Genomic DNA, 25898 nt, shown 5'->3' with positions numbered 1-25898 from the left:
TAAAACAAAAAAACTCCATCAAAAATTGCGATGGAGTTTTTACTAATATACTTGTTAATTATATGTTATAACGTCCCGCGCTTTTCTTGCTCTCTTTCAATAGATTCGAAAAGTGCTTTAAAGTTTCCAGCACCAAAGCCTCTTGCTCCCATACGTTGAATGATTTCGAAAAACAGGGTTGGTCTATCTTCTACTGGTTTGGTGAAAATTTGTAACAGATACCCTTCTTCATCGGCATCTATCATAATACCTAAACCTTTTAATTTTTCAATATCTTCTCTAAGCTCATGATCAAACTCTTCTAACCTACCTGGTACAGCTTGATAGTAGGCTTCTGGCGGATGCGATAAAAACTCTACACCTCTAGCACGTAAATCGGCAACTGTTTTTATAATATCGTCTGTTGCTACAGCTATGTGTTGTACACCTGGACCTTCGTAAAAATCTAAATACTCTTCAATTTGTGAGCGTTTTTTACCTTCGGCTGGCTCATTTATTGGGAATTTAATGCGTCCATTGCCATTACTCATTACCTTACTCATTAAAGCTGAATATTCGGTATGGATTTGCTTATCGTCAAACGATAGGAAATTAACAAAGCCCATCACATCTTCGTACCATTTTACCCAAGTATTCATTTCGCCCCAACCTACATTACCAACCATGTGGTCTATAAATTTTAGCCCTACAGGTTCTGGGTTGTAGTCTGATTCCCATTTTACAAATCCTGGCATAAACTGCCCGTTATAGTTTTTACGCTCTACAAACATATGTACGGTTTCGCCATAAGTGTATATTCCGGCACGAACCACTTCGCCATGTTCATCCTTTTCTACGGTTGGCTCCATAAATGATTTAGCACCACGTTTGGTGGTTTCTTCGTAAGCACTTCTAGCATCTTCTACCCAAAGCGCTACAACTTTAACTCCATCGCCATGTTTTACAATATGGTCGTTTATTGGGTGTTTTGAATTTAAAGGTGTCGTTAACACCAAACGTATTTTATCTTGTTTTAACACATAAGATACGGTTTCCTTACTACCTGTTTCCAGTCCTTTGTAAGCGTACGATTGAAACCCAAAAGCCGATTTGTAAAAATGTGCTGCTTGTTTGGCGTTACCAACGTAAAACTCGACGTAGTCGGTTCCTAAAAGCGGAAGAAAATCTTCGGCGCCTTCAAATATTTTTTCTAATCCGTAGTTTACTGATTCTATATTCTTGCTCATATTTTATGTTTTAGAGAGAAGAGAAAATAGAGAAAAGATATGAGACTTATAGTTTGTTTTGAAAACTCATGGTCATCTTTTGAAATTCTGCTATTTTATCTTCAAGTTTATTTAATTGTTTTCTAGCCCTGATTGAGGCAGTTTGTTGGAGCTCTTTTGTTTTTAGATTCTGTATTTTAGTTCAGAGTGAAAAAAAAACAAAAAGCGACTGCCGAAAGCAGGATTAGCTTCTTATTAATATATTATTCCAACCAAGATTTAAAATAATCTTCGTCGGCTATTGTTAATGCGTCTTCTGTTACTTGTAAAGGTTTAAAAGTATCTACCATAACGGCCAATTCATCTGTTTTTACTTTACCAATACTTCTTTCGGTTGCCCCAGGATGCGGCCCATGAGGTATTCCCGCTGGATGTAATGAAATGTGACCTGCATCGATATCGTTACGACTCATAAAATCGCCATCTACATAATACAATACCTCATCGCTATCAATATTGCTATGATTGTATGGTGCTGGAATGGCTTCTGGATGATAATCGTATAGCCTTGGCACAAAACTACATACCACAAAGGCATCGGTCTCGAAAGTTTGATGTACTGGTGGCGGTTGATGTACACGACCTGTTATGGGTTCGAAATCGTGAATTGAAAAAGCGTATGGATAGTTGTAGCCATCGTAACCTACTACATCAAACGGGTGTGTGGCATAAACCATTTCAAAAATATCGTCTTGTTTTTTAACCTTCATTAAAAAATCGCCCGTTTCGTTGTGGGTTTCCAGTTCTTGGGGTTGACGCAAATCGCGCTCGCAAAACGGTGAATGCTCCAACAACTGCCCAAACCAATTGCGATAGCGTTTTGGCGTATAAATTGGGCGACGGGATTCTACAATAAATAATCGATTATCTTCTGTATCGAAATCTATTTTATAGATAATTCCTCTTGGCACTAACAAATAGTCACCATATTTAAAGTCGAGGTTTCCTAAGTGGGTTCTCAACTTACCGCTACCACGATGTACAAAAATAAGTTCGTCGGCATCGGTGTTTTTATAAAAATAGTCCTTGGTTGATTGTTTTGGTGCTGCAAGAATAATACTACAATCGCTGTTGGTTAGTACTGTTTTTCGACTTTCTAAGTAATCGTTTACTTGCGGAATTTTAAAACCGTGTAGTCTATAGGATTGTATGTGATTTGCTTTGGCAATTTTTGGTGCAACACTGTATTGTTTTTTTATGTCTTTAACTTGTGTTGGCCTATGTTCGTGGTACATATTAGTAGACATCCCATCAAACCCGATGGTTCCAAATAGTTGTTCGTAATATAAACTACCATCTGGTTTTCTAAATTGTGTGTGTCGTTTATGAGGGATTTCTCCTAATTTATGATAAAAAGGCATGCTGCTTTATTTTAATTTGAAAATTAACTAGTTAGCACTTTTTTTTACTGTAAAGCACTATGTATAAAGATACAAAATATGAAACTTATTCAGGGTTTCTCTTGATAAGAAAATGTAAGTGAAGTAATAAGTCTTTCCAATAGAGTTTCATGCTTTCAAATATGCAAATTTTTAATTGAATTATCAAATACTGCACTAGCTAGAACCAAAACCCTAAATTAAAAAAGAAATGATTTTCTTTTATTTCTGGAGACCACGTGTATTTAAGCTCGATAGGTCCTAAAAAAGTTTCGAAAGCATAACCTAAGGCATAACCTGTATATTCTGGTGCTGAGAACCATTCGCCTGTTGAGAATATATCATCTTCTACATTAGCAATGTTTGCTGCTATATTGATATGGTGCTTTTTAAAGAGTTCGTAATCTAACGTTAGGATACTATTTACATAGCTATCGCCTGTAATTGACAGGAAATCGTACCCATAGAATGGCTCAAAATTGTTTATAAAGTTATTACCATAGCCACCTAAGGTAAAGTTTAAATATGGATTTTCATCTTCGCCAATTCTAAACCCGCCCTTTGCTGTTAAATTGGCTGTGAATTTGCTTGAAAAACTATGCGAATATCCCATTGTGGCTTTGGCTATAGAAAACTCTGAAAACGAATTACTATAATCTGAAGAATATAGATACAAATGAAAATCGCCATTAAAGTAAAAGCCGTTATTAGGAAAATACTTGTTATCGTACGTATCAAACTTCAAACCCCCAAACAAGCTTAGGTAATCGCTATTTTCAAATACTGTTTCCTTATCGTTAGAGTTTGACAAAATAGTTTCTGTGCTTACCTTAAGTTTTTTATGTTCTGCGCCTAATGTTAAAGAAAAATCTTTTCTGAATAGTGTTTGCAGATAAAATTGATTGGTAAAGTCGTTTAATTTCATATCAAGCTTATTAACTCCAGAAGTGTTGTTATCAGGGAAAACACTAGCACTTGGTGTTTCATCTTTAAACCTATTAAAACGCGACCTTATACCTAAGCTCCAATAAAAGCCTTTATCTATATAATACTCAAAATTGTATCTAATATTATCGCCAAAAATAAAATCGATTGAAGCTACGTCGTTTCCAAAAAATAACTGCTTTCTAGTGACATTTATTAAAGCGGCACTTTTATAAAGATCGTCGTAATGAACCCCAAACTTTAAAAATGTTTTTTTAGAGCTTTCTTTAAGGTTAAAATCTACATTGTACTCATTTTCTTTTCCTGTAGTATGAAAACTATAGGCTACATCTTCGAAGTTATTTGTTGCTGCTAGATTATTAACGCCATCTAAAAAGGTTTCAAACTTTATTTTATCGCCAGGGCGAAATTTAAATTTCCCTAACACAAAAGCTCTAGAGTACTTTTCATTCCCGTGGATATTAATAGCATTTATTATTATACTATCAACAGGTTTTATAGGTGGTTTCTTTTTCAAGGGAGACACCTGTTTTTGCTTCAACTTTTTTAATTGGTCTATTTTTTCAATAGTTGCATATTCCCCATTTGTAATAATATGTCTTCCCTCATCAAAAGATACAACCGTGTAGCCTTCTATATCTGGTTTTATATATATGTCTGTTAATTGCGACTTTTTCTTCATCGCTTTTATGGTGCGATAATTATTTATTTGAAGTAAAATATCGGGCGCCGATTTTAGTTCTTCTCTTGTCGCTAAATCATCTTGAACATCGACTCCTATAATAACATCCATACCTTTATCTTTTAATAACTCAATAGGATAGTTATTAACTACACCGCCATCAATAAGCATTCTTCCTTCTATATTTACGGGTTGAAATAATGATGGAAACGCGCCGCTTGCCGTAATGGCTAGAGGCAAGCTGCCGTGGTCTAAAATAACGGCTTCTCCAGTTTCAATATCTGTCCCAATACAGAAAAATGGAATGGGAAGCTCTTCAAAATTTTCTATTTGACTTACATGAAGTGTTAACTTAGAAAGTAAGCTTAACATATTTTGACCTCTAGATAGAGCCGAAGGCAAAGACAGTTTAAATTTATCGAAAGGTAATGTTATGGCATATTTTTCTGAGTTATCTCTTTCGTAAAATGTTTTTGCTTCTCGGGGTAATTCGTCGTTTATAATTTTATCAAAATCAACATTATTGAATATAGAGTCTATCTCTTTTCCGGAATATCCCGAAGCATATAAAGAGCCTACAATAGCTCCCATGCTTGTTCCAGCAACATAATCTACTTTTACCCCAAGGCTATCAATTACTTTTAAAACACCTATATGCGCTAATCCTTTTGCTCCACCACCGCTTAACACTAAGCCAACTTTTTGAGATGTTGTTTGCTCTTTTTGGGAAAACATTGCCAAATGGGTTAAAATGAATAAAATGGCTAAAAGTCTTTTCATTTGTTATGGTAGTAGTTATAAATAATGTTTGCTTTGTGTTTTCCTACAACGTCTTCTAATTCATCTAATTTAGCATTAGAAACACGTTTTACCGATTTAAAAGTTTTTAATAATTCAACAACTGTTTTTTCGCCAATGCCAGATATGGTTTCCAACTCTGTATTTAAAGCATTTTTACTACGCCTATTTCTATGGTGTTCTATACCAAAACGGTGTGCTTCATTACGTAACTGTTGAATAATTTTAAGAGTTTCACTTTTTTTATCTAAATATAAGGGAATTGGGTCATCTGGATAAAATAATTCTTCCAAACGTTTCGCAATTCCGATGATTGCAATTTTCCCTCTTAACCCTAAGGCATCTAAACTTTTTAAAGCCGAAGACAATTGTCCTTTTCCACCATCAATAATAATTAATTGAGGTAAGGGTTTTTCTTCATCAAGTAGCCTTTTGTAACGCCTATAAACAACTTCTTCCATGGAAGCAAAATCGTCTGGACCTTCTACTGTTTTTATATTAAAATGACGGTAATCTTTTTTACTTGGCTTGCCATTTTTAAACACCACACAAGCTGCGACAGGGTTTGTGCCTTGAATATTAGAGTTATCGAAACATTCAATATGTCTTGGCTCTTCATGCAAGCGTAAATCGGCTTTCATTTGCACCATAATTCTATTGGCATGTCTGTCGGGATCGGTTATTTTTACTTGTTTAAAACGCTCCATACGATAATATTTTGCGTTTCTTAACGATAAATCTAAAATGTGTTTTTTATCGCCTAATTTTGGCACAGTAACTTTTATATCACTACTGACATCAACTTTAAATGGCACAAAAATTTCTTTGGATTTTGAATTAAACCGCTGTTGTAATTCGGTAATAGCTAATTGCAAAAGTGCTTCGTCTGTTTCTTGAAGTTTTTTCTTTATTTCTAAAGTATGCGACCTAATTATAGAACCATAAGATATTTGTAAAAAATTAACATAACCATAGCTTTCATCGCTAACAATACTAAACACATCTACATTGCTAATTTTAGGATTTACAATAGTTGATTTTGCTTGATAGTTTTCCAAGACCTCTATCTTTTCCTTTATTTTTTGGGCTTCTTCAAACTGCATCTCTTCAGCAAAACGTTTCATTTGCGCTTTAAATTGATGTAATGAGTCTTTAAAATTCCCTTTTAAAATTTCTCGAATTGATGCAATGTTATTATGATATGCCACCTCAGTTTCTAAACCTTCGCAAGGACCTTTACAATTTCCTAAATGATACTCTAAACACACCTTATATTTCTCTGCGTCAATTTTTTCTTGAGCCAGATCGTAATTGCACGTTCTAAGTTGAAATAATCCTCGGATTAAATCTAACAACGTGCTTACAGTTTTCATACTCGTGTAAGGCCCAAAATATTCGCTGCCATCTTTTATAATCCGTCGCGTAGAAAACACTCTAGGAAACCGTTCTTTTTTTATGCAAATCCACGGATACGATTTATCGTCCTTAAGTAGTACATTATAACGTGGTTGGTATTTTTTAATCAGGTTATTTTCCAGAAGTAAAGCATCGGTTTCAGTATCAACAACAATATGTTTTATACTAACAATTTTTTTGACTAGTACTTTGGTTTTCCCGTAATCATGTTGCTTATTAAAATAAGAACTAACACGCTTTTTTAAATTCTTGGCTTTTCCCACATAAAGTATCGTATCATTTGAATCAAAAAATTGATACACACCTGGCTGATTTGGCAAGGTTTTTAATTGTACGTCAAGCGATGTTTCTCCCATTATTTCAAAGGTAATTATTTTAATGCATAGCCCTAAAAAATTAGTGAAATTTTATGGCTTCAAATTTGGTAAATTCATTACTTTTCGCCACTTTTTTAATACTAAAAAAACAATGATGCAAAAACCCATTATAGGTCGTGTAGATATCGTAGATTTCCCTAGCTTAGGACTGTTTAATATCGATGTGAAAATCGATACTGGCGCTTATACATCGGCTATTCACTGCTCAAAAATCATTGAGGAAAACAAGACCTTAAAATGTACGTTTTACAGTAAAGGACACCCTAATTTTAGTGGTGAAGAAGTTACCTTTACCAATTACTCTAAAACCGATGTAAAAAGTAGTAATGGGTACAAAGAAAATAGGTTTAAAATTAAAACTGACATCGTTATATTTGGTAAAACATATGCAATTAACTTAACTTTAAGCACACGAGACGACATGAAATTTCCTGTCCTTATAGGGCGACAGTTTTTAAGCAAGAAATTTCTTGTTGATGTTAACAAACAAAACTTATCACATAACACGCGTTAAAAATGAACATTGTTATTCTCTCTAGAAACTCCCATTTGTATTCCACCCAACGTTTGGTTGAAGAAGGGCTTCATCGCGGTCATGACGTAGAAGTTATCGATCCGCTTAAATGCGAAATCATTATTGAAAAAGAGCAACCTAAAATCTATTACAAAGACCGTTATTTAGATTATGTAGATGCTATTATTCCACGTATTGGCGCTTCTGTTACTTTTTATGGTTGTGCTGTTGTAAGACAATTTGAAATGATGAATGTGTTTACCACGGTTACTTCTGATTCTATTGTGCGGTCACGAGATAAATTACGAAGCTTACAACGTCTTACCAAAGCGGGTGTAGGCATGCCAAAAACCGTATTCACTAATTACTCTAGAGATGTAGAAGAAGTTATTAATTCGGTTGGTGGAACACCTGTTATCATAAAGCTTTTAGAAGGCACCCAAGGGTTAGGTGTTGTTTTAGCTGAAACAAAAAACGCTGCCGAATCTGTTTTAGAAGCCTTTAATGGGTTACAAGCTAGAGTTATTGTTCAAGAATACATAAAAGAAGCCAAAGGCGCCGATTTACGTGCTTTAGTAGTAGACGGACAAGTTGTTGGCGCTATGAAACGACAAGGAAAAGACGGGGAATTTCGTTCTAATTTACATCGCGGTGGTTCTGCTAAAATTGTTAAACTTAGTGAAGACGAACTTAAACTAGCTATGAAAGCTTCCAGAGCACTAAAACTTCCTGTTTGCGGTGTTGACATGTTACAATCGGAACGAGGGCCTTTACTTTTAGAAGTTAATTCTACACCTGGATTAGAAGGTATAGAATCCGCTACAGGACGAAATATTGCTCGTGCGATTATTACATTTATCGAAAGAAATTATAAATGACCTACGAACAAAAGAAAAGCATAACCATATTAGGTAAAGATATTAACGTTGGCGAAAGCCATGAATTAAGTTTTGGCGTTGCTAATTTACACACCTCATCAAGCGTTGATGTACCCGTAATTGTTGAACGTTCTAAAAAACCTGGCCCTGTTGTTTTATTTACCGCTGGTATTCATGGCGATGAAGTAAATGGCGTTGAAATTGTACGGCAAATTATTGCTAAAGGCATTAATAAACCTAAACGTGGCACTATTATTTGTATGCCTGTAATTAATGTATTTGGTTTTGTTAATCTAGAACGTCAATTTCCAGATGGCAGAGATTTAAACCGGGTTTTTCCTGGAAGTAGTAAAGGCTCTTTAGCTAGTCGTGTTGCTCATAAATTAATGAAAGAAATTATTCCCGATGTCGATTTCATTTTAGATTTTCATACAGGCGGATCAGGGCGTTTTAATGCCCCGCAAATTAGACTTATAAAAGACAAACCCGAATTAGACGATTTTGCCCATGTATTTAACGCGCCCTTCGTACTATATTCCAAAAACATAAAAAAAACATTTAGAAACGCTTGCACAAAACTAGGCAAACCTATACTGTTGTATGAAGGCGGGAAATCTTTTCATATTGATGCTCAAGTTACCAATACTGGCGTTAATGGCGCCAAACGTATTTTGAAACATTTTGATATGTTATCGTCAAAATTTAAAACAACAACACCTAAAATAAGTCCTGTATTTATAAGTAATAGTCGCTGGCAACGTGCTAATTTTTCAGGAATGTTTAAGCCTTCGGCTAGAATAAGTTCTAAAGTAAATAAAGGAGATGTTTTGGGTAATATTACCGATCCGTATGGGAAACTCAATCATTTTGTTAAAGCATCACATTCGGGCTATATTATTAATGTGAATGAATCGCCTATTGTCTACCAAGGCGATGCGTTATTCCATATTACAACTAAGCTTAAATAATAACTTATGGCTAGTAAAGCTGAACTTAGAAAAGCCTACAAACAAAAACGACAAGCACTTTCTGCAAGTCAATTAGACGATTTAAGCCTTGACATTGCTAATCAGCTTTTAAAGCTTGATATCTGGGATTATACTTACTACCATATTTTTTTAAGTATAGCAGAACAACGTGAAGTTAATACCGATTACATTCTGAATGTTCTTTCTGGAAAAGACAAAAACATTATTATTTCGAAAAGTGATTTTAAAACGTTTGAAATGACACATGTTTTACTAACAGATGCTACTGTAATTAAAAAAAACCATTATAACATTCCCGAACCTGTTGATGGTATTGATATACCCAACGCTAAAATAGAGGTTGTTTTTGTACCGCTATTAGCTTTTGATAAACAAGGCCATCGCGTAGGTTACGGCAAAGGGTTTTACGACAAGTTTTTATCAAAATGCCGTCCAAACACTTTAAAAATTGGGGTAAGCTTTTTTGAAGCTGAAGACCGTATTGAAAATACCTTTAAAAACGATATTCCTTTAGATTACTGCGTAACGCCAAAACAGGTATATCGGTTTTAATTATAGTATTTTACTGCCTTGTAAGTAATATCCCTTCTTCAGGTAATATTTGTTCTGCTGAACCACCTAGACATGGACCATACATCTCATGATAGGAACTTAATTTTAAATACAACTGGGTATTGTTATTTTTAAGGGTAATAAAAACGTCGCCATTTTGCCCACAAGATACTTTATCCTCATTTATTCCTGTATACATAAACACATAGGTTAGCCCTCCTGAAGAATTTGATCTAAATATGATACCTTCACAGGGAGCATCCTCATCAGACATACTAGTCGTATCTTCTATAACATCTAGTGTGTTAGTATCTACTATAAGATATTTCATAATTAATATATCATTTAAAGTACTGTAATATTCATCATAGACTATTATTTTTTCTGTAATTATAAATGTATATGATTTTCCATTTTGAATACCTACCCAAGTACCAACATAATTATCTAATATATTATTAACATCTTTAATGTAAGTAGTTTCATCTTCAACATTCCCAAAATGATCTACCACCTGCTCTACGGGTATTATTTGAGCTTTGCAGCTTATTGCAAAGAAAAATAACATTGGAATTATTAAAGCTATTGTTTTCATTGTTTTATAAACTCTACGTTTCTAAAATCACTCAACTTTAATTAAATGATTAATTTTTAGCCAACCTATTTCAGGAAAGTTCAGTGCTATTTTTCTGTTATGAAACAAAGATAGCAGAAAAGAAGTAAACTTTAATTTTACCTCTTAACTGCTGTTTTTTATATAGGTTGTTGTGGTTAGTTTTTATTGTTTAATTAAGATAAACTCACCAAAAGGTAATCTATGTGTATTTGGTTGACCTGTAGGAATTGTTACAAAATGTGTGTTGTTTCTAACAATTACCTTAATTTGTTCAGGCGTATTATTAAGTGGGTCTGGTGGTATATGACGTATTTCTAGTTCATAGTCAAAGTAAAAGCGTAAAGGATCTTCAATGGTAACAGAAACACGACGTTCATTAACTGTACAATCGTTGCAAGGCGGAAAATAATTTTTCCCTTTAATGTATGCTCCATTAATTAAATGGTCATAGACATCTATATTATTATCAATATTATTTAAGGTATTTATAACTTCATTACCATTACTATCAATATATTGATATTCTCCATATAGTTCATCTTCGTGATTTGAGATATTCAGCACACTTGAATTATAAGGTACATATTCTTGAATTTTTAAAATTATTTGAAATACTTCATTTCCGTTTGTGTATTTCCACGTGCCAACTAATTTGGTTAAATCACCATCTAAATCTTTATAATAAGCATTATTTATATTAAAACCGTTTGGAGGATTGTATAAAGGTAAAGTTTGAGCTTTACAAGATAGTAATATAAAGAATATTGTTAAAGTTATTAATATGTGTTTCATGGTTTTAAATGGTGTTATTGGCAGTAAACTATTAAATACATCTTAGATTTTTTATACGTATAACTACGTATTTTGCCTAGTATACCACCCAAATACGGCTAAACCATTACGGAAAAACCGTAATCATCTAAAAAACTTTTAAATTAAGCTAAAGATTTAAACCCTAAAACACCAACTTGAAGTAATAAGTGGGAATTATAGGAAATATGTGTAATGTTTAAAAAACTATTCCTTTGAAAACGCTTTTTTATTAAACACAATCAGTAAACCAAAGCCAGTACTAATAGCCACATCGGCGATGTTAAAAACGGGTTCGAAAAAGGTAAAGTATTTACCACCGTAATAAGGGATCCATTCGGGTAGATAGCCTTTCCATATTGGAAAATACAGCATATCCACAACTTTTCCATGAAACAAGGTATCATAGCCGCCTTCTTCTGGTAAAAAACTAGCGATTTGTCCATAACTATCGTTAAAAATAGCCCCGTAAAATACCGAGTCGATTATATTTCCTAGAGCTCCAGCAAAAATAAATGCAACTGAAACCACTAATATTTTAGAGCTTTGCTTTCTTGTAACATCGTATAGCCAATAGCCTATTCCAAAAATGGCTACTACGCGAAAAATAGTGAGAGATAACTTGGCTGTTCTATCAGAAATGAAAGGTATAAAATCGCTAATTTTTGTCCCCCAAGCCATACCATCATTTTCAATAAAATAAATTCGAAACCATTTAAAAATTTCGACATCATCACCAATAACAAAATGTGTTTTAATGTAAATTTTACTCACTTGATCGATAAGTAAAATAATAAATATAAGTAGTATAGATTTCTTTAATGACATGCCTTAAGATTGACAGCAAAAATAGACATATTATTCAGTTTTAGATATAAATATGTCACCATTAATCGAATTTAAAGTTTGTTTAAATACGTTATTAACGATTGTTTTAGATGTTCTATTTTGAGACTTAAAATACGATTGCTCTGTGTACAACGTTTTTATATAAATATTTCCTCGAATGGTATTTATAATTGCGTTTCCCTGCATGTTATTACCATGAAATTGCCCATTAACCAACTCTACAACTACACGGTTAAACCTTCCTTTACAAAACACATTTGCCAAGTCACTTTTTAGATAAACATCTTTTCCTTCAGGCAAACTTATCATCAACTCTAAAGAGATTACTTTATGTGCGGCAAGCTTATCATCAAACACCTTAAATAAAGGCTGAAATTCACTTGAAATATAAAGCGTATCGTTTTTAATTGTTGTAATTAAAGCTAGCTGATTTCCGTACTCGCCTTCAGATTTTAACGTCACTTCTGCTCTTGTAGTATTGGTTGTTTTAACATGTACTTTAAAGCTTTTATTGGCATTTATATTAATGTGCTGAACGTTTGATAAGTCTAATTGACGTTGTATATGTTGTTGTGCTACTAAAACAGGTGAAAAAAACCAGATTAACACATAAATTAAAAACAAAAAGCGCTTCGATAGGGAAGCGCTTTTCATACAATATGTTATTAATAAAGAGATTATTTTTGCATGTTTTTAGCTTCAATACTTAACGTAGCATGTGGCACTAGCAACAAACGTTCTTTTTTAATAAGTTTTCCTGTAACACGACACACGCCGTAAGTTTTATTTTCAATTCGGATGAGAGCATTTTTTAAATCACGAATAAACTTTTCTTGACGAATAGCTAATTGCGAATTAGCTTCTTTACTCATGGTTTCACTACCTTCTTCAAACGCTTTAAACGTAGGAGAAGTATCGTCTGTTCCATTATTTAAATCGTTCATGTAGGCTGATTTGATTAAGCCTAAATCATGTTCGGCTTTATCAATCTTTTCTTGAATAATTTGTCTAAACTCTTCTAAATCTTTATCTGAGTATCTTACGTTTGTATCTGCTGACATAATGTTAATGTTTTTGTATAAACAATTTGGTCGTTACCTCATCAAAGGCAATTTCTATACCATTGTTTACAGAGTCCATAATTTCAAGTTCTTCGGTTAAGGTTTCAGACTTGATATAATCAAGGTTTGTATCTACAGCCTTAACAATATTATCATCTTTTTGAAGTTTCACATCTATGCGATCTGTCACTTCAAATCCTGAATCTTTACGTAAATTTTGAATACGGTTTACGAGCTCACGAGCAATACCTTCTCTTCGTAAATGATCAGTAAGGGTTACATCTAAGGCAACGGTTAACGAGCCTTCGTTAGCTACCAACCAACCTTCGATGTCTTGCGATGTAATTTCCACATCGGCAAGCCCTAAAGTAACATTTTTTCCATTAATTTCAACGTCAATTTCACCATTTTGCTCGATTTTTTTAATATCCTCTGCCGAAAACTGGTTTACCGCACTAGCTATCAGCTTCATATCTTTCCCAAAACGGGGGCCAAGCACTTTAAAGTTAGGTTTTATTTGCTTCACCAAAATATCAGAAGCATCCTCCATAAGCTCAACGTTTTTAATATTAACCTCGCGTTTTATTAAATCGGCAACCGCCATAATTTCTTCCTTTTGTTGTTCATTATCAACAGGAATCATTATTTTTTGTAATGGTTGACGCACTTTTATTTTTTCTTTAGCTCTTAATGATAATACTAAAGAAGAAATAGTTTGCGCATTCTCCATTTTACGCTCCAAGCTTTTATTAATGTAGCTTTCATCGTATTTAGGAAACTCCGCCAAATGTACACTTTCAACGTTTTCTTTTTGTGTTACCTGTGTTAAGTCTTGGTAAAGTCTGTCCATATAAAATGGTGCTATTGGCGCGCCTAATTTGGCCAAGGTTACCATACAGGTGTATAATGTTTGGTAAGCCGAAATCTTATCGGCTTGGTAATCGCCTTTCCAGAAACGTCTTCTACTTAAACGTACGTACCAGTTACTTAAGTATTCTTGTGTGAATTCTGAAATGGCTCTTGCTGCTTTTGTTGGTTCGTACCCGGCATAGAATTCATCTACTTTTTTGATTAGCGTATGAAGTTCTGATAAAATCCAACGATCCAATTCTGGACGTTCTTCTAAAGGAATATCGGCTTCTTCGTATTTAAAGCCATCTAGATTAGTATATAAACTGAAGAAGGAATAGGTGTTGTAGAGTGTTCCGAAGAATTTACGTTTTACTTCTTCTACACCATCTAAATCAAACTTTAAATTATCCCAAGGATTGGCATTACTTATCATATACCAACGCGTAGCATCAGCACCATAGTTTGATAAGGTTTCAAATGGGTCGACAGCATTGCCCAAGCGTTTGGACATTTTTTGTCCGTTTTTATCTAGTACCAAACCATTTGATACCACATTTTTATACGCTACCGAATCGAAAACCATCGTTCCTATAGCGTGAAGTGTATAAAACCATCCTCTAGTTTGATCTACGCCTTCGGCAATAAAATCGGCTGGATACGAGGTGTGTTCATCTATTTTTTCTTTGTTTTCAAACGGATAATGCCATTGCGCATACGGCATACTTCCAGAATCGAACCACACATCAATTAAATCGGCTTCGCGTTTCATTGGTTGCCCCGATGGTGACACCAAGGTAATTTGGTCAACAATGTTTTTATGCAAATCTAACGTGGCATAGTTTTCGTCGCTCATATTGCCTACTTCAAACTTTTGGAAGATATCGGCCTTCATCATTCCTGCCTCAACGGCTCGTTGCATTTCGGATTTTAATTCTTCAACCGAACCGATACAGATGTCTTCTTTACCGTCTTCGGTTCTCCAAATTGGCAACGGAATACCCCAATAACGTGAGCGTGATAAGTTCCAATCGTTGGCATTGGCCAACCAATTACCAAAACGCCCTGTTCCTGTAGCTTTTGGTTTCCAGTTGATGGTGTTGTTTAATTCCACCATACGCTCTTTAACATCGGTTACTTTTATAAACCAAGAATCTAATGGATAGTAAAGAATAGGCTTATCGGTACGCCAACAGTTTGGATAACTGTGCTTGTATTTTTCAACCTTAAAGGCTTTGTTTTCTATTTTAAGTTTGATGGCTAATTCTACATCAACCGATTTTTCAGGTGCTTCGCCATCGTTATAATATTCGTTCTTGACATATTTTCCAGCAAACTCACCCATTTCTGGACGGAATTTCCCTTGTAAATTCACTAACGGCACTAAATTATCATTCTCATCTTTCACTAACATTGGTGGTACTGGCGGATTGGCTTGTTTTGCCACCAAAGCATCGTCGGCACCAAAGGTTGGCGCGGTATGAACGATTCCTGTACCATCTTCTGTAGTCACGAAATCTCCAGAAATAACACGAAACGCATTCTCAGGGTTATCGTTTGGCAGGGCATACGGCAATAATTGTTCGTATTTAATCCCTACTAAATCGACACCTTTAAATTCTTTTAAAATACGATATGGTATTTTCTTATCTTCTTTAGTGTAGTTAGTTATATCTGCTTCACTTTCAGCTTCAACATATTTTCCTGTAAATTGTTTGCCTACTAATGGTTTTCCAACGACTACTTTTATAGGCTCGAACGTGTATTGGTTAAATGTTTCTACCAACACATAATCTATTTTTGGGCCAATGGTTAAGGCTGTGTTACTTGGTAACGTCCAAGGGGTTGTCGTCCAAGCTAAAAAGTGAATATCGCCTAGATTTTGCAGAAAATCAGGTAATGTATTTTGTACAGCTTTAAATTGCGCTACAACCGTGGTATCGGTTACATCTTGATAGGTTCCTGGCTGATTTAACTCGTGTGAACTTAATCCGGTTCCTGCTTTAGGTGAATATGGCTGAATGGTATAGCCTTTATACAGTAAGTTTTTGTTGTAAATCTGTTTTAACAACCACCAAACGCTTTCCATATATTTGGGTTCGTAGGTTACATACGGATCGTCCATATCTACCCAATATCCCATTTTTTCGGTAAGGTCGTTCCAGATATCGGTATAACGCATTACGGCTTTTCTACACGCTTCGTTGTATTCTTCTACAGAAATGGTTTTCCCAATATCTTCTTTGGTAATCCCTAATTCTTTTTCTACACCAAGCTCAACAGGCAACCCATGAGTATCCCAACCTGCTTTACGCTTTACTTGATAGCCTTTCATGGTTTTATAACGTGGAAAAATATCTTTGATAGCTCGTGCTAAAACGTGATGAACACCAGGCAACCCATTGGCTGAAGGTGGTCCTTCAAAAAACACGAATGGCTTATTGCCTTCGCGAGAGGTTACACTTTTTTCAAAAACATTGTTCTCTTTCCAATATTCTAAGATGTCTCCTGCCACTTTTGGCAAGTCAAGACCTTTATATTCAGGGAATTTTTTACTCATTATATCATTAATTCTAATCGACCTGCGAAATTAATGATTTTTAAGTAAATAGGACTGTAGAATTGGCGTAAATTAAACCAGAATTCCAACCAAATCTTCTACTTTAGAAATAAGTTGAATCGTAATTTTAGTGTTTTTAAGGGAAATTTTATTGTATTTGGACACAAAAATGGTTGAAAACCCAAGTTTTTCGGCTTCTAAAATGCGTTGTTCCACACGTTGTACTGGGCGGACTTCGCCAGACAAACCAACCTCGGCAGCAAAACAATAATTACTGGGTAAAGCTTCATCTTCATTAGACGATAAAATGGCTGCGACCACAGCCAAATCGATAGCAGGATCGTCAACCGTGATACCTCCTGTAATATTTAAAAACACATCTTTAGTACCTAAACGAAACCCAGCACGTTTTTCTAATACCGCCAACAACATGTTTAGCCGTTTAGCATTAAATCCTGTGGCGCTACGTTGTGGCGTACCATAAACAGCTGAGCTAACTAGCGCTTGAACTTCTATCATTAACGGGCGCATTCCTTCTAGCGTTGCTGCTACAGCATTTCCGCTAAGTTCGCCATCTTTTTTTGAGATTAAAATTTCGCTAGGATTAGTTACTTCTCGTAATCCTGAACCTTGCATTTCGTAAATTCCTAATTCGTTGGTAGAACCAAAACGGTTTTTGTTTGCTCGAAGAATTCTAAACACATGATTTCTATCGCCTTCAAACTGCAAAACGGTATCGACCATATGTTCTAAAATTTTTGGCCCAGCTATATGTCCATCTTTCGTGATATGACCAATAAGCACAACCGGCGTTGCAGTTTCTTTGGCAAATTTTATGAGCTCGGTAGTACATTCCTTTATTTGTGAAATACTTCCGCTGGAGCTTTCAATATAATCGCTATGCAAGGTTTGAATAGAATCGACCACGACAATATCTGGTTCTAATGCTTCAATTTGCCTAAAGATATTTTGGGTTTTGGTTTCTGTTAAAATGTAACAGTTATTGGTTTTAGGATTAATACGTTCGGCGCGCATTTTTATTTGCTTTTGGCTTTCTTCACCAGAAACATAAAGGGTTTTGAACGGTAATTTTAAAGCTATTTGAAGTAGCAGCGTACTTTTCCCTATACCGGGTTCGCCTCCTAATAGTGTTAACGACCCTGGAACTAATCCGCCACCAAGTACGCGGTTAAATTCGGTGTCTTCTGTATTAAACCGAATATCCTCGGTCGTATCAATATCACCTATTTTAAGCGGTTTGGTTACACGCTTTTGGGGTCCCGAAGTATTATTGGTCTTCCAATCGCTTTTTTCAGGTTTTTGTACAACTTCTTCAACAATAGTATTCCATGCTTTACAAGCCGTACATTGTCCTTGCCATTTTGAAAATTGACTGCCGCAATTTTGACAAAAAAAGGTGGTTTTTACTTTAGCCATTAATATCCAAAATCTGCTTTAATTCGATCTGCTCTTTCCAATACTTCGTCTTTGGTAATACCGCCAAGTTCTTCTAAAACATAAGCTGATTGGTATGTTTTCATGGCTTTTTTAGGTTCGTTGGTTTCTTCGTAAAAACGCGCTAAATAATAACTTCCTAAAATGGCTTCGGGATATTCTTTTCTAGCTAATTTACCAAGCGCTTCGTAGTATTCGTATTGCTCGTTTTTTTCGATGGCTGCTGAAATGGCTCTAAAATCGTTAACTAAAATTTGCTTTTCTATACCAAAAAGATCTTCAATCATTTGGTATTTTTCTTCTAAATATTCAACAGGAGAAGATTCAAGTTTTAAAATGGTTTCTTTATATTCTTTCTTGCTTATAGGTTGGTAAACAAAGAAGGTCTTCATTAAGGCGTCTGGAATAGCATATGCCGGGACGGCATAATGTGTTGGATCTTCGAAATTGCGATAATTGTATAAGATGTTTTTGTTTTCTAATTTGTTTATTTCGGCATCTAATGTTCCAGTTACATCTTTAATATGACTAACATCGTTTTTTGAAGATGCTAAATAGTAAAAAATCTTAGATTCTACTTTTTGTAACTTCTCTGGAATATAGCTAATCATATCTGGTGCCAAATCTGGCGATAATACTACATATCCTTGAAATAACGGCTGTCCTTTAAGTAAGTAATAGTTTATAAAATTTGCTGTTTCTCCATGCCCAACAGCCATTTTAAAGTTTTCTGTTCTGTAGTTTTTTTCCAAATAAGGCACTAATTCCATTCCAATAAACTCGAAAAAACTTACGCCTGTTTCAACTGGCAGGGAATTTTGTTCGGAGTATAAACAATCGTCATATCTTTTATCTAGTTGATTAATTCCAACTACAATAGCTTCGGGCATGTCATCCCAATAGGAATAATAATCGACATTTCCTGCTACAACTTCAAACATATAATCGCCGTCAAAGACAATAATAAGCGGGTAGCTTTTATCGGTATTATCACTATATCCTCGTGGTAATTGTATTTTTAATTCGCGTTCTTCTCCTAATTTTTCAGAGAAAAGCATTTGATAATCAACTTGTGAAAAGGTAAATTGTGTACTACATACAAGCACTAAAATATAGATTAGATTTTTCATTTTTATCTTGGTTATATGATATGGCAAGATAAAAAAATAAAGTATAGATTGGAAGTGATTTAAGCCTTGTTAACGGCTTGTTTTAGGTTTGGCAGACTGCTTTTTGTTGTAAAATGGTAAAAATACTAATGATATCCCTCCTAACAAGACAAGCATTATGGTTTGCGAAGACCACATGATCCATCCAAACGCACGACTTGGCTCTTCGGGTAAACTAAACAATAAAAAGGCAATTACCACGGCTTCTGGATAAGACCCAACACCGCCATTTGTTGCTGCAATGCTAAAAGTGGCTGTAATAAAACCAACTAAAATAGCTGAAAAAGGTATGGGTTGGATCTCTTCAATTGAAAATGATGTTACATAAAACATAAGTATATACATGGTCCAAATAAACAATGTATGAAAAATGAACGCCCATTTATGTTTCATTTTAAAAATACTTAAAACACCTTCTATTAAACCCGCTACAAACCCTCTTACTTTAATAGCCAATTTAGAGGTGCTTTTTTTAAAGTAAACTACCATAAAACCTCCTAAAATAATTAGGATGAACAACCCTAAAACAACTTTTTTAGGATTGAATTTGTCAATAAGTAAGTTGTAAATGAAGTCGAATTCTAAAAGTAGCGTAACGGCAATGATAAGTAATAAAACAATCATATCGGCAACACGTTCAGATACAATGGTTCCTATACTTTTTTCAAAAGGAACTTTCTCGTAGTTAGTTAATACAGTGGCTCGTGTTACCTCTCCAGCTCTGGGAATGGTATAGTTTATTAAGTACCCAGAAAACACTGCCATAGCACTGTTTAAAAACTTAGGCTTATACCCAAGTGGCTCTAATAAGTATTTCCAACGATACGCTCTAGAGAAATGACTTAAAACACCAAAAAACACACCAACAATTACCCATAAGTAATTGGCATTTTTAAAGTAACTAATAAGTGTTGAGATAGATATTTTAGAAAGTGAATACCAAACTAAAACCACTCCTAAAAGAAGTGGCAATAAAAGCTTAATTAAACGCTTGGCTTTACTATTCACATGCTATTTTAATAAGTTAGTAGCCTCGTCTGGAAAAACAAGTGATGGTTTAAAGGTTTTAGCTTTTTCAATATCCATAAAACCATAAGTAATTAAAATTAACACATCTCCAACGGCTACTTTTCTTGCAGCAGCACCGTTTAGCGTAATTTCACCGCTATTTCTTGGTCCAGGAATAGCATAAGTTTCAAGGCGTTCGCCATTGTTATTATTTACAATTTGAACTTTCTCACCTTGTATAATGTTGGCAGCATCCATTAAATCTTCATCTATAGTTATACTACCAATATAGTTAAGATCTGCGCCGGTACATTGTACTCTATGTATCTTCGATTTTACTACTTGTATTTGCATGGTGCAAAGATAATTAATTTAGGGCTATATTATCAATCAGTCTAATATTATCTGCATATACTGCTATAAACGCCCTATATTGTTTTTGTTTTGATTTACGTTTTACTGGCAATAAGGTTTCAGCATCAGCTATAGTGAAATACTCAAGCTCGAGCAACTCATGCTTTTCAAACTGATTTTCAACCCATTCCACTACTACTTTAGCACTTTTTGTGCCAAACTTTTCTTTGGCAGACATTAGCGTTTTATAAATAAAAGGCGCAGCAGTTTTATATTCTGGTTTAAGCCTAATATTTCTTGAGCTCATAGCTAAGCCTGAAGACTCTCGAAGAATATCGCAACCTATAATATTTACAGGAATTTTAGCAATGTGAACAAGTTTTTTTATAATAAGTAATTGCTGATAATCTTTCTTTCCAAAATAAGCGTTGTCTGGTGTTATAATTTCAAAAAAACGCTTAACTACTGTAGCTACACCATTAAAATGGCCTTCTCTAAACCTACCTTCCATGGCTTGGTCAAGTCCATTAAAGTTAAATTTATCTGATGCGACCTTTTCTTGGTAGATATCATCGACAGATGGCGCATACACATAGATACACTCTGACAAAGAAGACAATAACTCAACATCAGCATTTAAATCTCTAGGGTATTTTTTTAAATCCTCTTGGTTATTAAACTGCGTTGGATTAACAAAAATACTTACAAACACTATGCAATTTTGCTTTAATGCTGCTTCTATTAAAGATAAATGCCCCTCATGAAGCGCCCCCATTGTAGGTACAAAACCTATGGTTTTCCCTGTTGCTTTTAAGTCTTTAACAACATAAGCAACTTCTTCTCTATTATAAAAAATTTTCACAATTAATAAAAAATTAACGCGTGCAAACTTAAGATTTTACGGTTAATTTGCATAAATTTTTGTAATTTTGCGTGTTTTTTATTTTGAATTTCAAAAGCAATATAATTTATGAAAGATAAGAGGATATTGTATGTATCATCTGAAGTAGTTCCTTATTTACCAGAAACCGAAATTTCTTCTATGTCGTTTGAAGCACCTCGTATGGTGAATCAACAAGGCGGTCAAATTAGAATCTTCATGCCTCGATACGGCAACATTAATGAAAGAAGACACCAATTACACGAAGTTATAAGGCTTTCCGGAATAAATTTGGTAATCAACGATTTAGACATGCCTCTTATTATCAAAGTTGCCTCTATTCCTAAAGAACGTATTCAAGTTTATTTTATAGATAACGATGAGTATTTTAAAAGAAAAGCTACTTTAACAGATGAAGATGGTAATTTGTTCCCAGACAACGATGAACGCGCCATATTTTTTGCAAAAGGTGTTATTGAAACCGTTAAAAAATTAAATTGGGCACCCGATATTATTCATGTTCATGGTTGGTTAGCTTCTTTATTACCACTTTACCTAAAAGAATATTACAAAGGCGAACCTTTATTTAATGAAAGTAAAATTGTTACATCAATATACAATCAAAGTTTTGATGGCACGTTAAATAAAGACATGCAGAATAAAATAAAGTTTGATGATATTGAGGATGATGCCATTAAAGTTTTAGAAAAACCAACATACAACAACATCATGAAATTAGCCATAGACTATTCTGATGCTTTAATTGTTGGGTCTGAAGAAATTCCAGAAGAAATCACTCAGTATCTTGACGACTCTCAAAAACCTGTATTGGAATATAAAACCAAAGATGAATTTGGCGAGGCCTACACAGAGTTTTACAACACTAAGGTTTTAGGTTAACAACTCTTGTTAATTTATACCACAAAAAAATACTATGAAAAAGTTTACCCAAATATTAAAACCTGTATTAGCATTAGTAATACTTGCTATTACATTTATTGCTTGCGACAAAGATTACACCTCACTTGAAAGCGATATTCAAGGTGTTCAAAACTTTGATGTTGTTACAGAAAAATTTCCTGTAACAGCTTACAATCAAAAAATGGGACCTGTACAAACAGATAACCTTAGTTCTAACTTACTTGGTGTTTACGACGATCCTATTTATGGAAAAACAACAGCAAGTATTGTAACACAACTAGTACCAACATCCAATAATTATAATCCAGATTTTGGAGAAAATCCGCAAGTTGAATCTGTTATATTAAACATACCTTATTACAGTACAAGAATAGAAACAGATAATGAAGGTAACTCAACTTACAAACTAGATTCTTTATTTGGAACAGAACCCATAAAAATTTTCATTTATAAAAATGATTATTTCTTAGCAGATTACAATTCGGAAAGTGATTTTTCTGAAGATGAAAAATATTACTCAAACGCCAACCAAACAATTAACTTTGATAGTCATAATGCTGAATTACTATATAAAAATGAAGACTTTTTACCAAACGCCTCAGAGCATTTAATCGAAGTTTTAGATGAAAATGGCGATGTTGTCGAAACCAATAGATTAACACCTAGCTTAAGAGTTCACTTAGAAGACCTTCCCGAAGAAAATCCAAATCCTTTTTTTTGGCATGAACTCTTTTTTCAAAATCAAGACTCTCCAGTATTAAGTAATGCTAATAATTTTAAAAATTTCTTTAGAGGCTTATACTTACGTGTTGAACCTGTAAATGATGATGGATTATCTTTCATGCTTGATTTTAACAATACCTCTGCATCTCTTACATTACTTTACACCAATGACGATTCTGCCCCTAATGAGCTACTCGACTACACTATGAGATTTGCTAATGTTAATAGATTAAACTTATTTGAAAACGACCCTAGTAATACCATAATCGAAAATGCAGCAAACAATGCCAACCAAATAGATGGCGATGAAACGCTTTACTTAAAAGGCGGCGAAGGTGCTTTTGCAGTTATAGACCTTTTTGCTGGAGAAGATAATAATGGTGTTGAAGATGGTGATGGGCTTTCTGATAATTACGAGGCTTTTTTGGCTTCATTTATAGATGAAAGAGGTCACGCAAAAAAACTTATAAACGAGGCAAGCATTACTTTTCATGTCGATCAAACAATTGTAAATGGTAAGGAACCAGATAGAGTTACTTTGTACGATTTAAAAAACAATGTTCCTATTGCCGATTATTATTACGACACCAACACCAATAGTGTAAACCCTCAATACTCGAGAAATCAATTTTCTAGAGTTTTGGAACGAAATGAAAGCAATGAAGGAGTAAAATATAAAATTAGTGTAACAGAACACTTAAACAATATAATTCACAGAGACTCCACAAATTTAAAGTTAGGATTATTCGTTACAACAAACATAGAAAACACAACTATTTCAGATGTTTTAAACGAAGATTATACCGTATCTAACGGTACTGTTCTATCACCAAGAGGAACCGCAATATATGGTAGTAATACCAATGTTCCTGAAGATAAAAGATTACAATTAGAAATAAATTACACAGACCCTAATCAATAAAATTTATGTGCGGAATTGTTGGCTACATTGGTAAAAGAGAAGCTTACCCTATAATTATAAAAGGGCTTAAGCGACTTGAATATAGAGGTTATGATAGCGCCGGTATTGCATTATACGACGGCAACAACATAAAACTTTGTAAAACCAAAGGCAAAGTAGCCGACTTAGAGCAAAAAATACAACAAGAAATATCAACCGATGGAACCCTCGGAATTGGCCATACAAGATGGGCAACACATGGTGTCCCTAACGATGTAAACTCACATCCGCACTATTCAAATTCTGGGAACTTAGTTATCATTCACAATGGTATTATTGAAAACTACGACGCCCTAAAACAAGAGCTCATTAAAAGAGGATATTCTTTTAAATCTGACACAGACACCGAGGTTTTAGTTAACCTTATTGAAGATGTCATGAAACAAGAACATATTAAACTTGGCAAAGCCGTACAAGTTGCCTTAAACCAAGTTGTAGGAGCTTACGCCATTGCTGTTTTTGATAAAAACAAACCTAACGAAATAGTTGTAGCTAGACTTGGTAGCCCATTGGCTATTGGTGTAGGTGACGATGAATTCTTTATCGCCAGCGATGCTTCACCATTTATCGAATACACCAAAAATGCCATTTATTTAGAAGATGAGGAAATGGCCATTGTAAGACGTGGTAAAGACGTTAAAATTAGGAAAATTAAAGACGATTCTTTAGTCGATCCTTACATGCAAGAGTTAAAGCTTAACCTTGAACAAATTGAAAAAGGCGGCTACGAGCATTTCATGCTTAAAGAAATTTATGAGCAGCCCAGAGCTATTCTTGATACGTTTAGAGGACGCTTAAAAACAGACCAAGCCATTATTAAAATGGTTGGTGTTGAGGATAACATGAAAAAATTCCTGAATGCCAACAGAATTATTATTGTAGCTTGCGGAACATCTTGGCACGCTGGCTTAGTTGCCGAATATATTTTTGAAGATTTAGCAAGAGTTCCTGTTGAAGTGGAATATGCCTCAGAATTTAGATATAGAAACCCTGTAATTACCGAAAACGACATTGTTATTGCAATCTCACAATCGGGTGAAACAGCCGACACCTTAGCTGCCATTAAATTAGCAAAATCAAAAGGCGCTTTTGTTTTTGGTGTTTGTAATGTTGTAGGGTCATCTATTGCTAGAGAAACCGATGCAGGAGCATACACACACGCTGGACCAGAAATAGGTGTCGCTTCAACCAAGGCATTTACAACCCAAATTACCGTTCTAACTCTCATGGCTCTTAGATTAGCTAGAGCAAAAGGCACAATTTCTAGTTCCGATTACAGACATCATCTAATCGAACTTGAGCTTATCCCTGAAAAGGTTGAAAAAGCTTTACAATCAGATAATAACGTAAAAGCCATTGCAAATATTTATAAAGACGCTAAAAACTGCCTATATTTAGGTAGAGGCTATAACTTCCCCGTAGCTCTTGAAGGCGCTTTAAAACTAAAGGAAATTTCATATATCCACGCCGAAGGCTATCCTGCTGCCGAAATGAAACACGGCCCTATTGCTTTAATCGATGAAAACATGCCTATTGTAGTTATTGCTACCAAAAAAGGGCATTATGAAAAAGTGGTAAGCAATATACAGGAAATAAAGTCTAGAAAAGGTAAAATTATTGGCGTTGTTACCGAAGGAGATACACATGTTAAAGAACTTGCAGACCATGTTATCGAAATTCCTGAAACACTAGAGTCTTTATCACCATTACTTACTACAATTCCATTGCAATTACTTTCTTATCATATAGCAGTCATGTTGGGTAAAAATGTAGATCAACCTAGAAATTTAGCTAAGTCTGTAACGGTGGAGTAATCACGAACGGGACAACATTCAGTTACGGTGGAGTAATTTTTTGAAAAAATTATCATTTTACATTAAATCTGTA

Annotated in this window: 22 protein-coding genes; 7 read left to right on the top strand and 15 right to left on the bottom strand. The window is 34.5% G+C overall.

The features are described from left to right. Positions 1–65: 65 nt before the first annotated feature. From hppD to uvrC, 4 genes are all read right to left on the bottom strand, one after another. Positions 66–1226: a 4-hydroxyphenylpyruvate dioxygenase gene (hppD, locus tag R3L15_RS00175; protein WP_338732494.1), complete on the bottom strand. Its 1161-nt coding sequence runs from the start codon at positions 1224–1226 to the stop codon at positions 66–68. Between the two features lie 242 nt (positions 1227–1468). Beyond that, entirely contained in the window at positions 1469–2626 is a 1158-nt protein-coding gene (locus tag R3L15_RS00170; protein WP_338732493.1) for a homogentisate 1,2-dioxygenase, read from the bottom strand. A 199-nt stretch (positions 2627–2825) separates the two neighbouring features. Then, a complete protein-coding gene (locus tag R3L15_RS00165) occupies positions 2826–5051 on the bottom strand; it encodes a patatin-like phospholipase family protein (RefSeq protein ID WP_338732491.1) in 2226 nt (741 codons plus the stop codon). Next, positions 5048–6841: an excinuclease ABC subunit UvrC gene (uvrC, locus tag R3L15_RS00160; RefSeq protein WP_338732490.1), complete on the bottom strand. Its 1794-nt coding sequence runs from the start codon at positions 6839–6841 to the stop codon at positions 5048–5050. Before uvrC ends, R3L15_RS00165 begins: the two co-directional genes overlap by 4 nt. Positions 6842–6956: 115 nt before the next feature. Here uvrC and R3L15_RS00155 point away from each other — a divergent pair, with 115 nt between their 5' ends. Genes R3L15_RS00155 through R3L15_RS00140 form a run of 4 tightly spaced genes read left to right on the top strand, consistent with a single transcriptional unit; the run spans position 6957 to position 9795 of the window. Further along, a complete protein-coding gene (locus R3L15_RS00155; RefSeq protein ID WP_338734153.1) occupies positions 6957–7376 on the top strand; it encodes a RimK/LysX family protein in 420 nt (139 codons plus the stop codon). A gap of 2 nt (positions 7377–7378) precedes the next feature. Continuing rightward, positions 7379–8254 carry a 30S ribosomal protein S6--L-glutamate ligase gene (gene rimK / locus R3L15_RS00150; protein ID WP_338732489.1) on the top strand — a complete coding sequence of 292 codons (876 nt, stop codon included), beginning with the start codon at positions 7379–7381 and terminating at the stop codon, positions 8252–8254. Then, positions 8251–9222 carry a succinylglutamate desuccinylase/aspartoacylase family protein gene (locus tag R3L15_RS00145; RefSeq protein WP_338732487.1) on the top strand — a complete coding sequence of 324 codons (972 nt, stop codon included), beginning with the start codon at positions 8251–8253 and terminating at the stop codon, positions 9220–9222. Before rimK ends, R3L15_RS00145 begins: the two co-directional genes overlap by 4 nt. A gap of 6 nt (positions 9223–9228) precedes the next feature. Continuing rightward, a complete protein-coding gene (locus tag R3L15_RS00140) occupies positions 9229–9795 on the top strand; it encodes a 5-formyltetrahydrofolate cyclo-ligase (protein WP_338732486.1) in 567 nt (188 codons plus the stop codon). Positions 9796–9805: 10 nt separating this feature from the next. Here R3L15_RS00140 and R3L15_RS00135 read toward each other — a convergent pair whose 3' ends face one another. The 11 genes from R3L15_RS00135 to panC all read right to left on the bottom strand — a co-directional run bounded on the left by R3L15_RS00135 (position 9806) and on the right by panC (position 21388). Further along, on the bottom strand, positions 9806–10390 hold the full coding sequence (locus tag R3L15_RS00135; protein ID WP_338732485.1) for a DUF6705 family protein: 585 nt from the start codon (positions 10388–10390) through the stop codon (positions 9806–9808). 183 nt (positions 10391–10573) lie between these two features. Beyond that, a complete protein-coding gene (locus R3L15_RS00130; RefSeq protein WP_338732484.1) occupies positions 10574–11203 on the bottom strand; it encodes a DUF6705 family protein in 630 nt (209 codons plus the stop codon). Positions 11204–11428: 225 nt separating this feature from the next. Beyond that, positions 11429–12049, bottom strand: coding sequence for a lipoprotein signal peptidase (locus R3L15_RS00125; protein WP_338732483.1), 621 nt, complete (start codon positions 12047–12049; stop codon positions 11429–11431). 30 nt (positions 12050–12079) lie between these two features. Next, the gene (locus tag R3L15_RS00120; RefSeq protein ID WP_338732482.1) at positions 12080–12724 is read right to left on the bottom strand and encodes a hypothetical protein; all 645 of its coding nucleotides are present in this window, start codon (positions 12722–12724) and stop codon (positions 12080–12082) included. A 23-nt stretch (positions 12725–12747) separates the two neighbouring features. Next, positions 12748–13131 carry a TraR/DksA C4-type zinc finger protein gene (locus R3L15_RS00115; RefSeq protein WP_125466700.1) on the bottom strand — a complete coding sequence of 128 codons (384 nt, stop codon included), beginning with the start codon at positions 13129–13131 and terminating at the stop codon, positions 12748–12750. A gap of 4 nt (positions 13132–13135) precedes the next feature. Then, complete coding sequence (gene ileS, locus R3L15_RS00110; protein WP_338732479.1) at positions 13136–16540, bottom strand: isoleucine--tRNA ligase; 3405 nt, start codon at positions 16538–16540, stop codon at positions 13136–13138. 72 nt (positions 16541–16612) lie between these two features. Next, the gene (gene radA / locus R3L15_RS00105; protein ID WP_338732478.1) at positions 16613–17977 is read right to left on the bottom strand and encodes a DNA repair protein RadA; all 1365 of its coding nucleotides are present in this window, start codon (positions 17975–17977) and stop codon (positions 16613–16615) included. Beyond that, complete coding sequence (locus R3L15_RS00100; RefSeq protein WP_338732477.1) at positions 17977–19125, bottom strand: alpha/beta hydrolase-fold protein; 1149 nt, start codon at positions 19123–19125, stop codon at positions 17977–17979. Before R3L15_RS00100 ends, radA begins: the two co-directional genes overlap by 1 nt. Positions 19126–19194: 69 nt before the next feature. Further along, entirely contained in the window at positions 19195–20172 is a 978-nt protein-coding gene (locus R3L15_RS00095; protein ID WP_338732476.1) for a lysylphosphatidylglycerol synthase transmembrane domain-containing protein, read from the bottom strand. A gap of 3 nt (positions 20173–20175) precedes the next feature. Further along, positions 20176–20526 carry an aspartate 1-decarboxylase gene (gene panD, locus R3L15_RS00090; protein ID WP_125466695.1) on the bottom strand — a complete coding sequence of 117 codons (351 nt, stop codon included), beginning with the start codon at positions 20524–20526 and terminating at the stop codon, positions 20176–20178. 13 nt (positions 20527–20539) lie between these two features. After that, positions 20540–21388: a pantoate--beta-alanine ligase gene (gene panC / locus R3L15_RS00085; RefSeq protein ID WP_338732475.1), complete on the bottom strand. Its 849-nt coding sequence runs from the start codon at positions 21386–21388 to the stop codon at positions 20540–20542. Positions 21389–21496: 108 nt separating this feature from the next. On the opposite strand from panC, the gene R3L15_RS00080 reads away from it, so the two are divergent. The 3 genes from R3L15_RS00080 to glmS are packed head-to-tail and all read left to right on the top strand — an operon-like array spanning position 21497 to position 25825. After that, positions 21497–22306 carry a glycogen/starch synthase gene (locus R3L15_RS00080; RefSeq protein ID WP_338732474.1) on the top strand — a complete coding sequence of 270 codons (810 nt, stop codon included), beginning with the start codon at positions 21497–21499 and terminating at the stop codon, positions 22304–22306. Between the two features lie 34 nt (positions 22307–22340). Continuing rightward, positions 22341–23972 carry a DUF4270 domain-containing protein gene (locus R3L15_RS00075; RefSeq protein ID WP_338732473.1) on the top strand — a complete coding sequence of 544 codons (1632 nt, stop codon included), beginning with the start codon at positions 22341–22343 and terminating at the stop codon, positions 23970–23972. A 5-nt stretch (positions 23973–23977) separates the two neighbouring features. Next, positions 23978–25825 carry a glutamine--fructose-6-phosphate transaminase (isomerizing) gene (gene glmS, locus R3L15_RS00070; RefSeq protein ID WP_338732472.1) on the top strand — a complete coding sequence of 616 codons (1848 nt, stop codon included), beginning with the start codon at positions 23978–23980 and terminating at the stop codon, positions 25823–25825. The last annotated feature ends 73 nt before the right edge of the window (positions 25826–25898 follow it).

Source organism: Mangrovimonas cancribranchiae, assembly GCF_037126245.1.
Lineage (GTDB): Bacteria > Bacteroidota > Bacteroidia > Flavobacteriales > Flavobacteriaceae > Mangrovimonas > Mangrovimonas cancribranchiae.
Note: the sequence above shows the minus strand (reverse complement) of the source record. Positions and strands in the feature narration are given on the sequence as shown.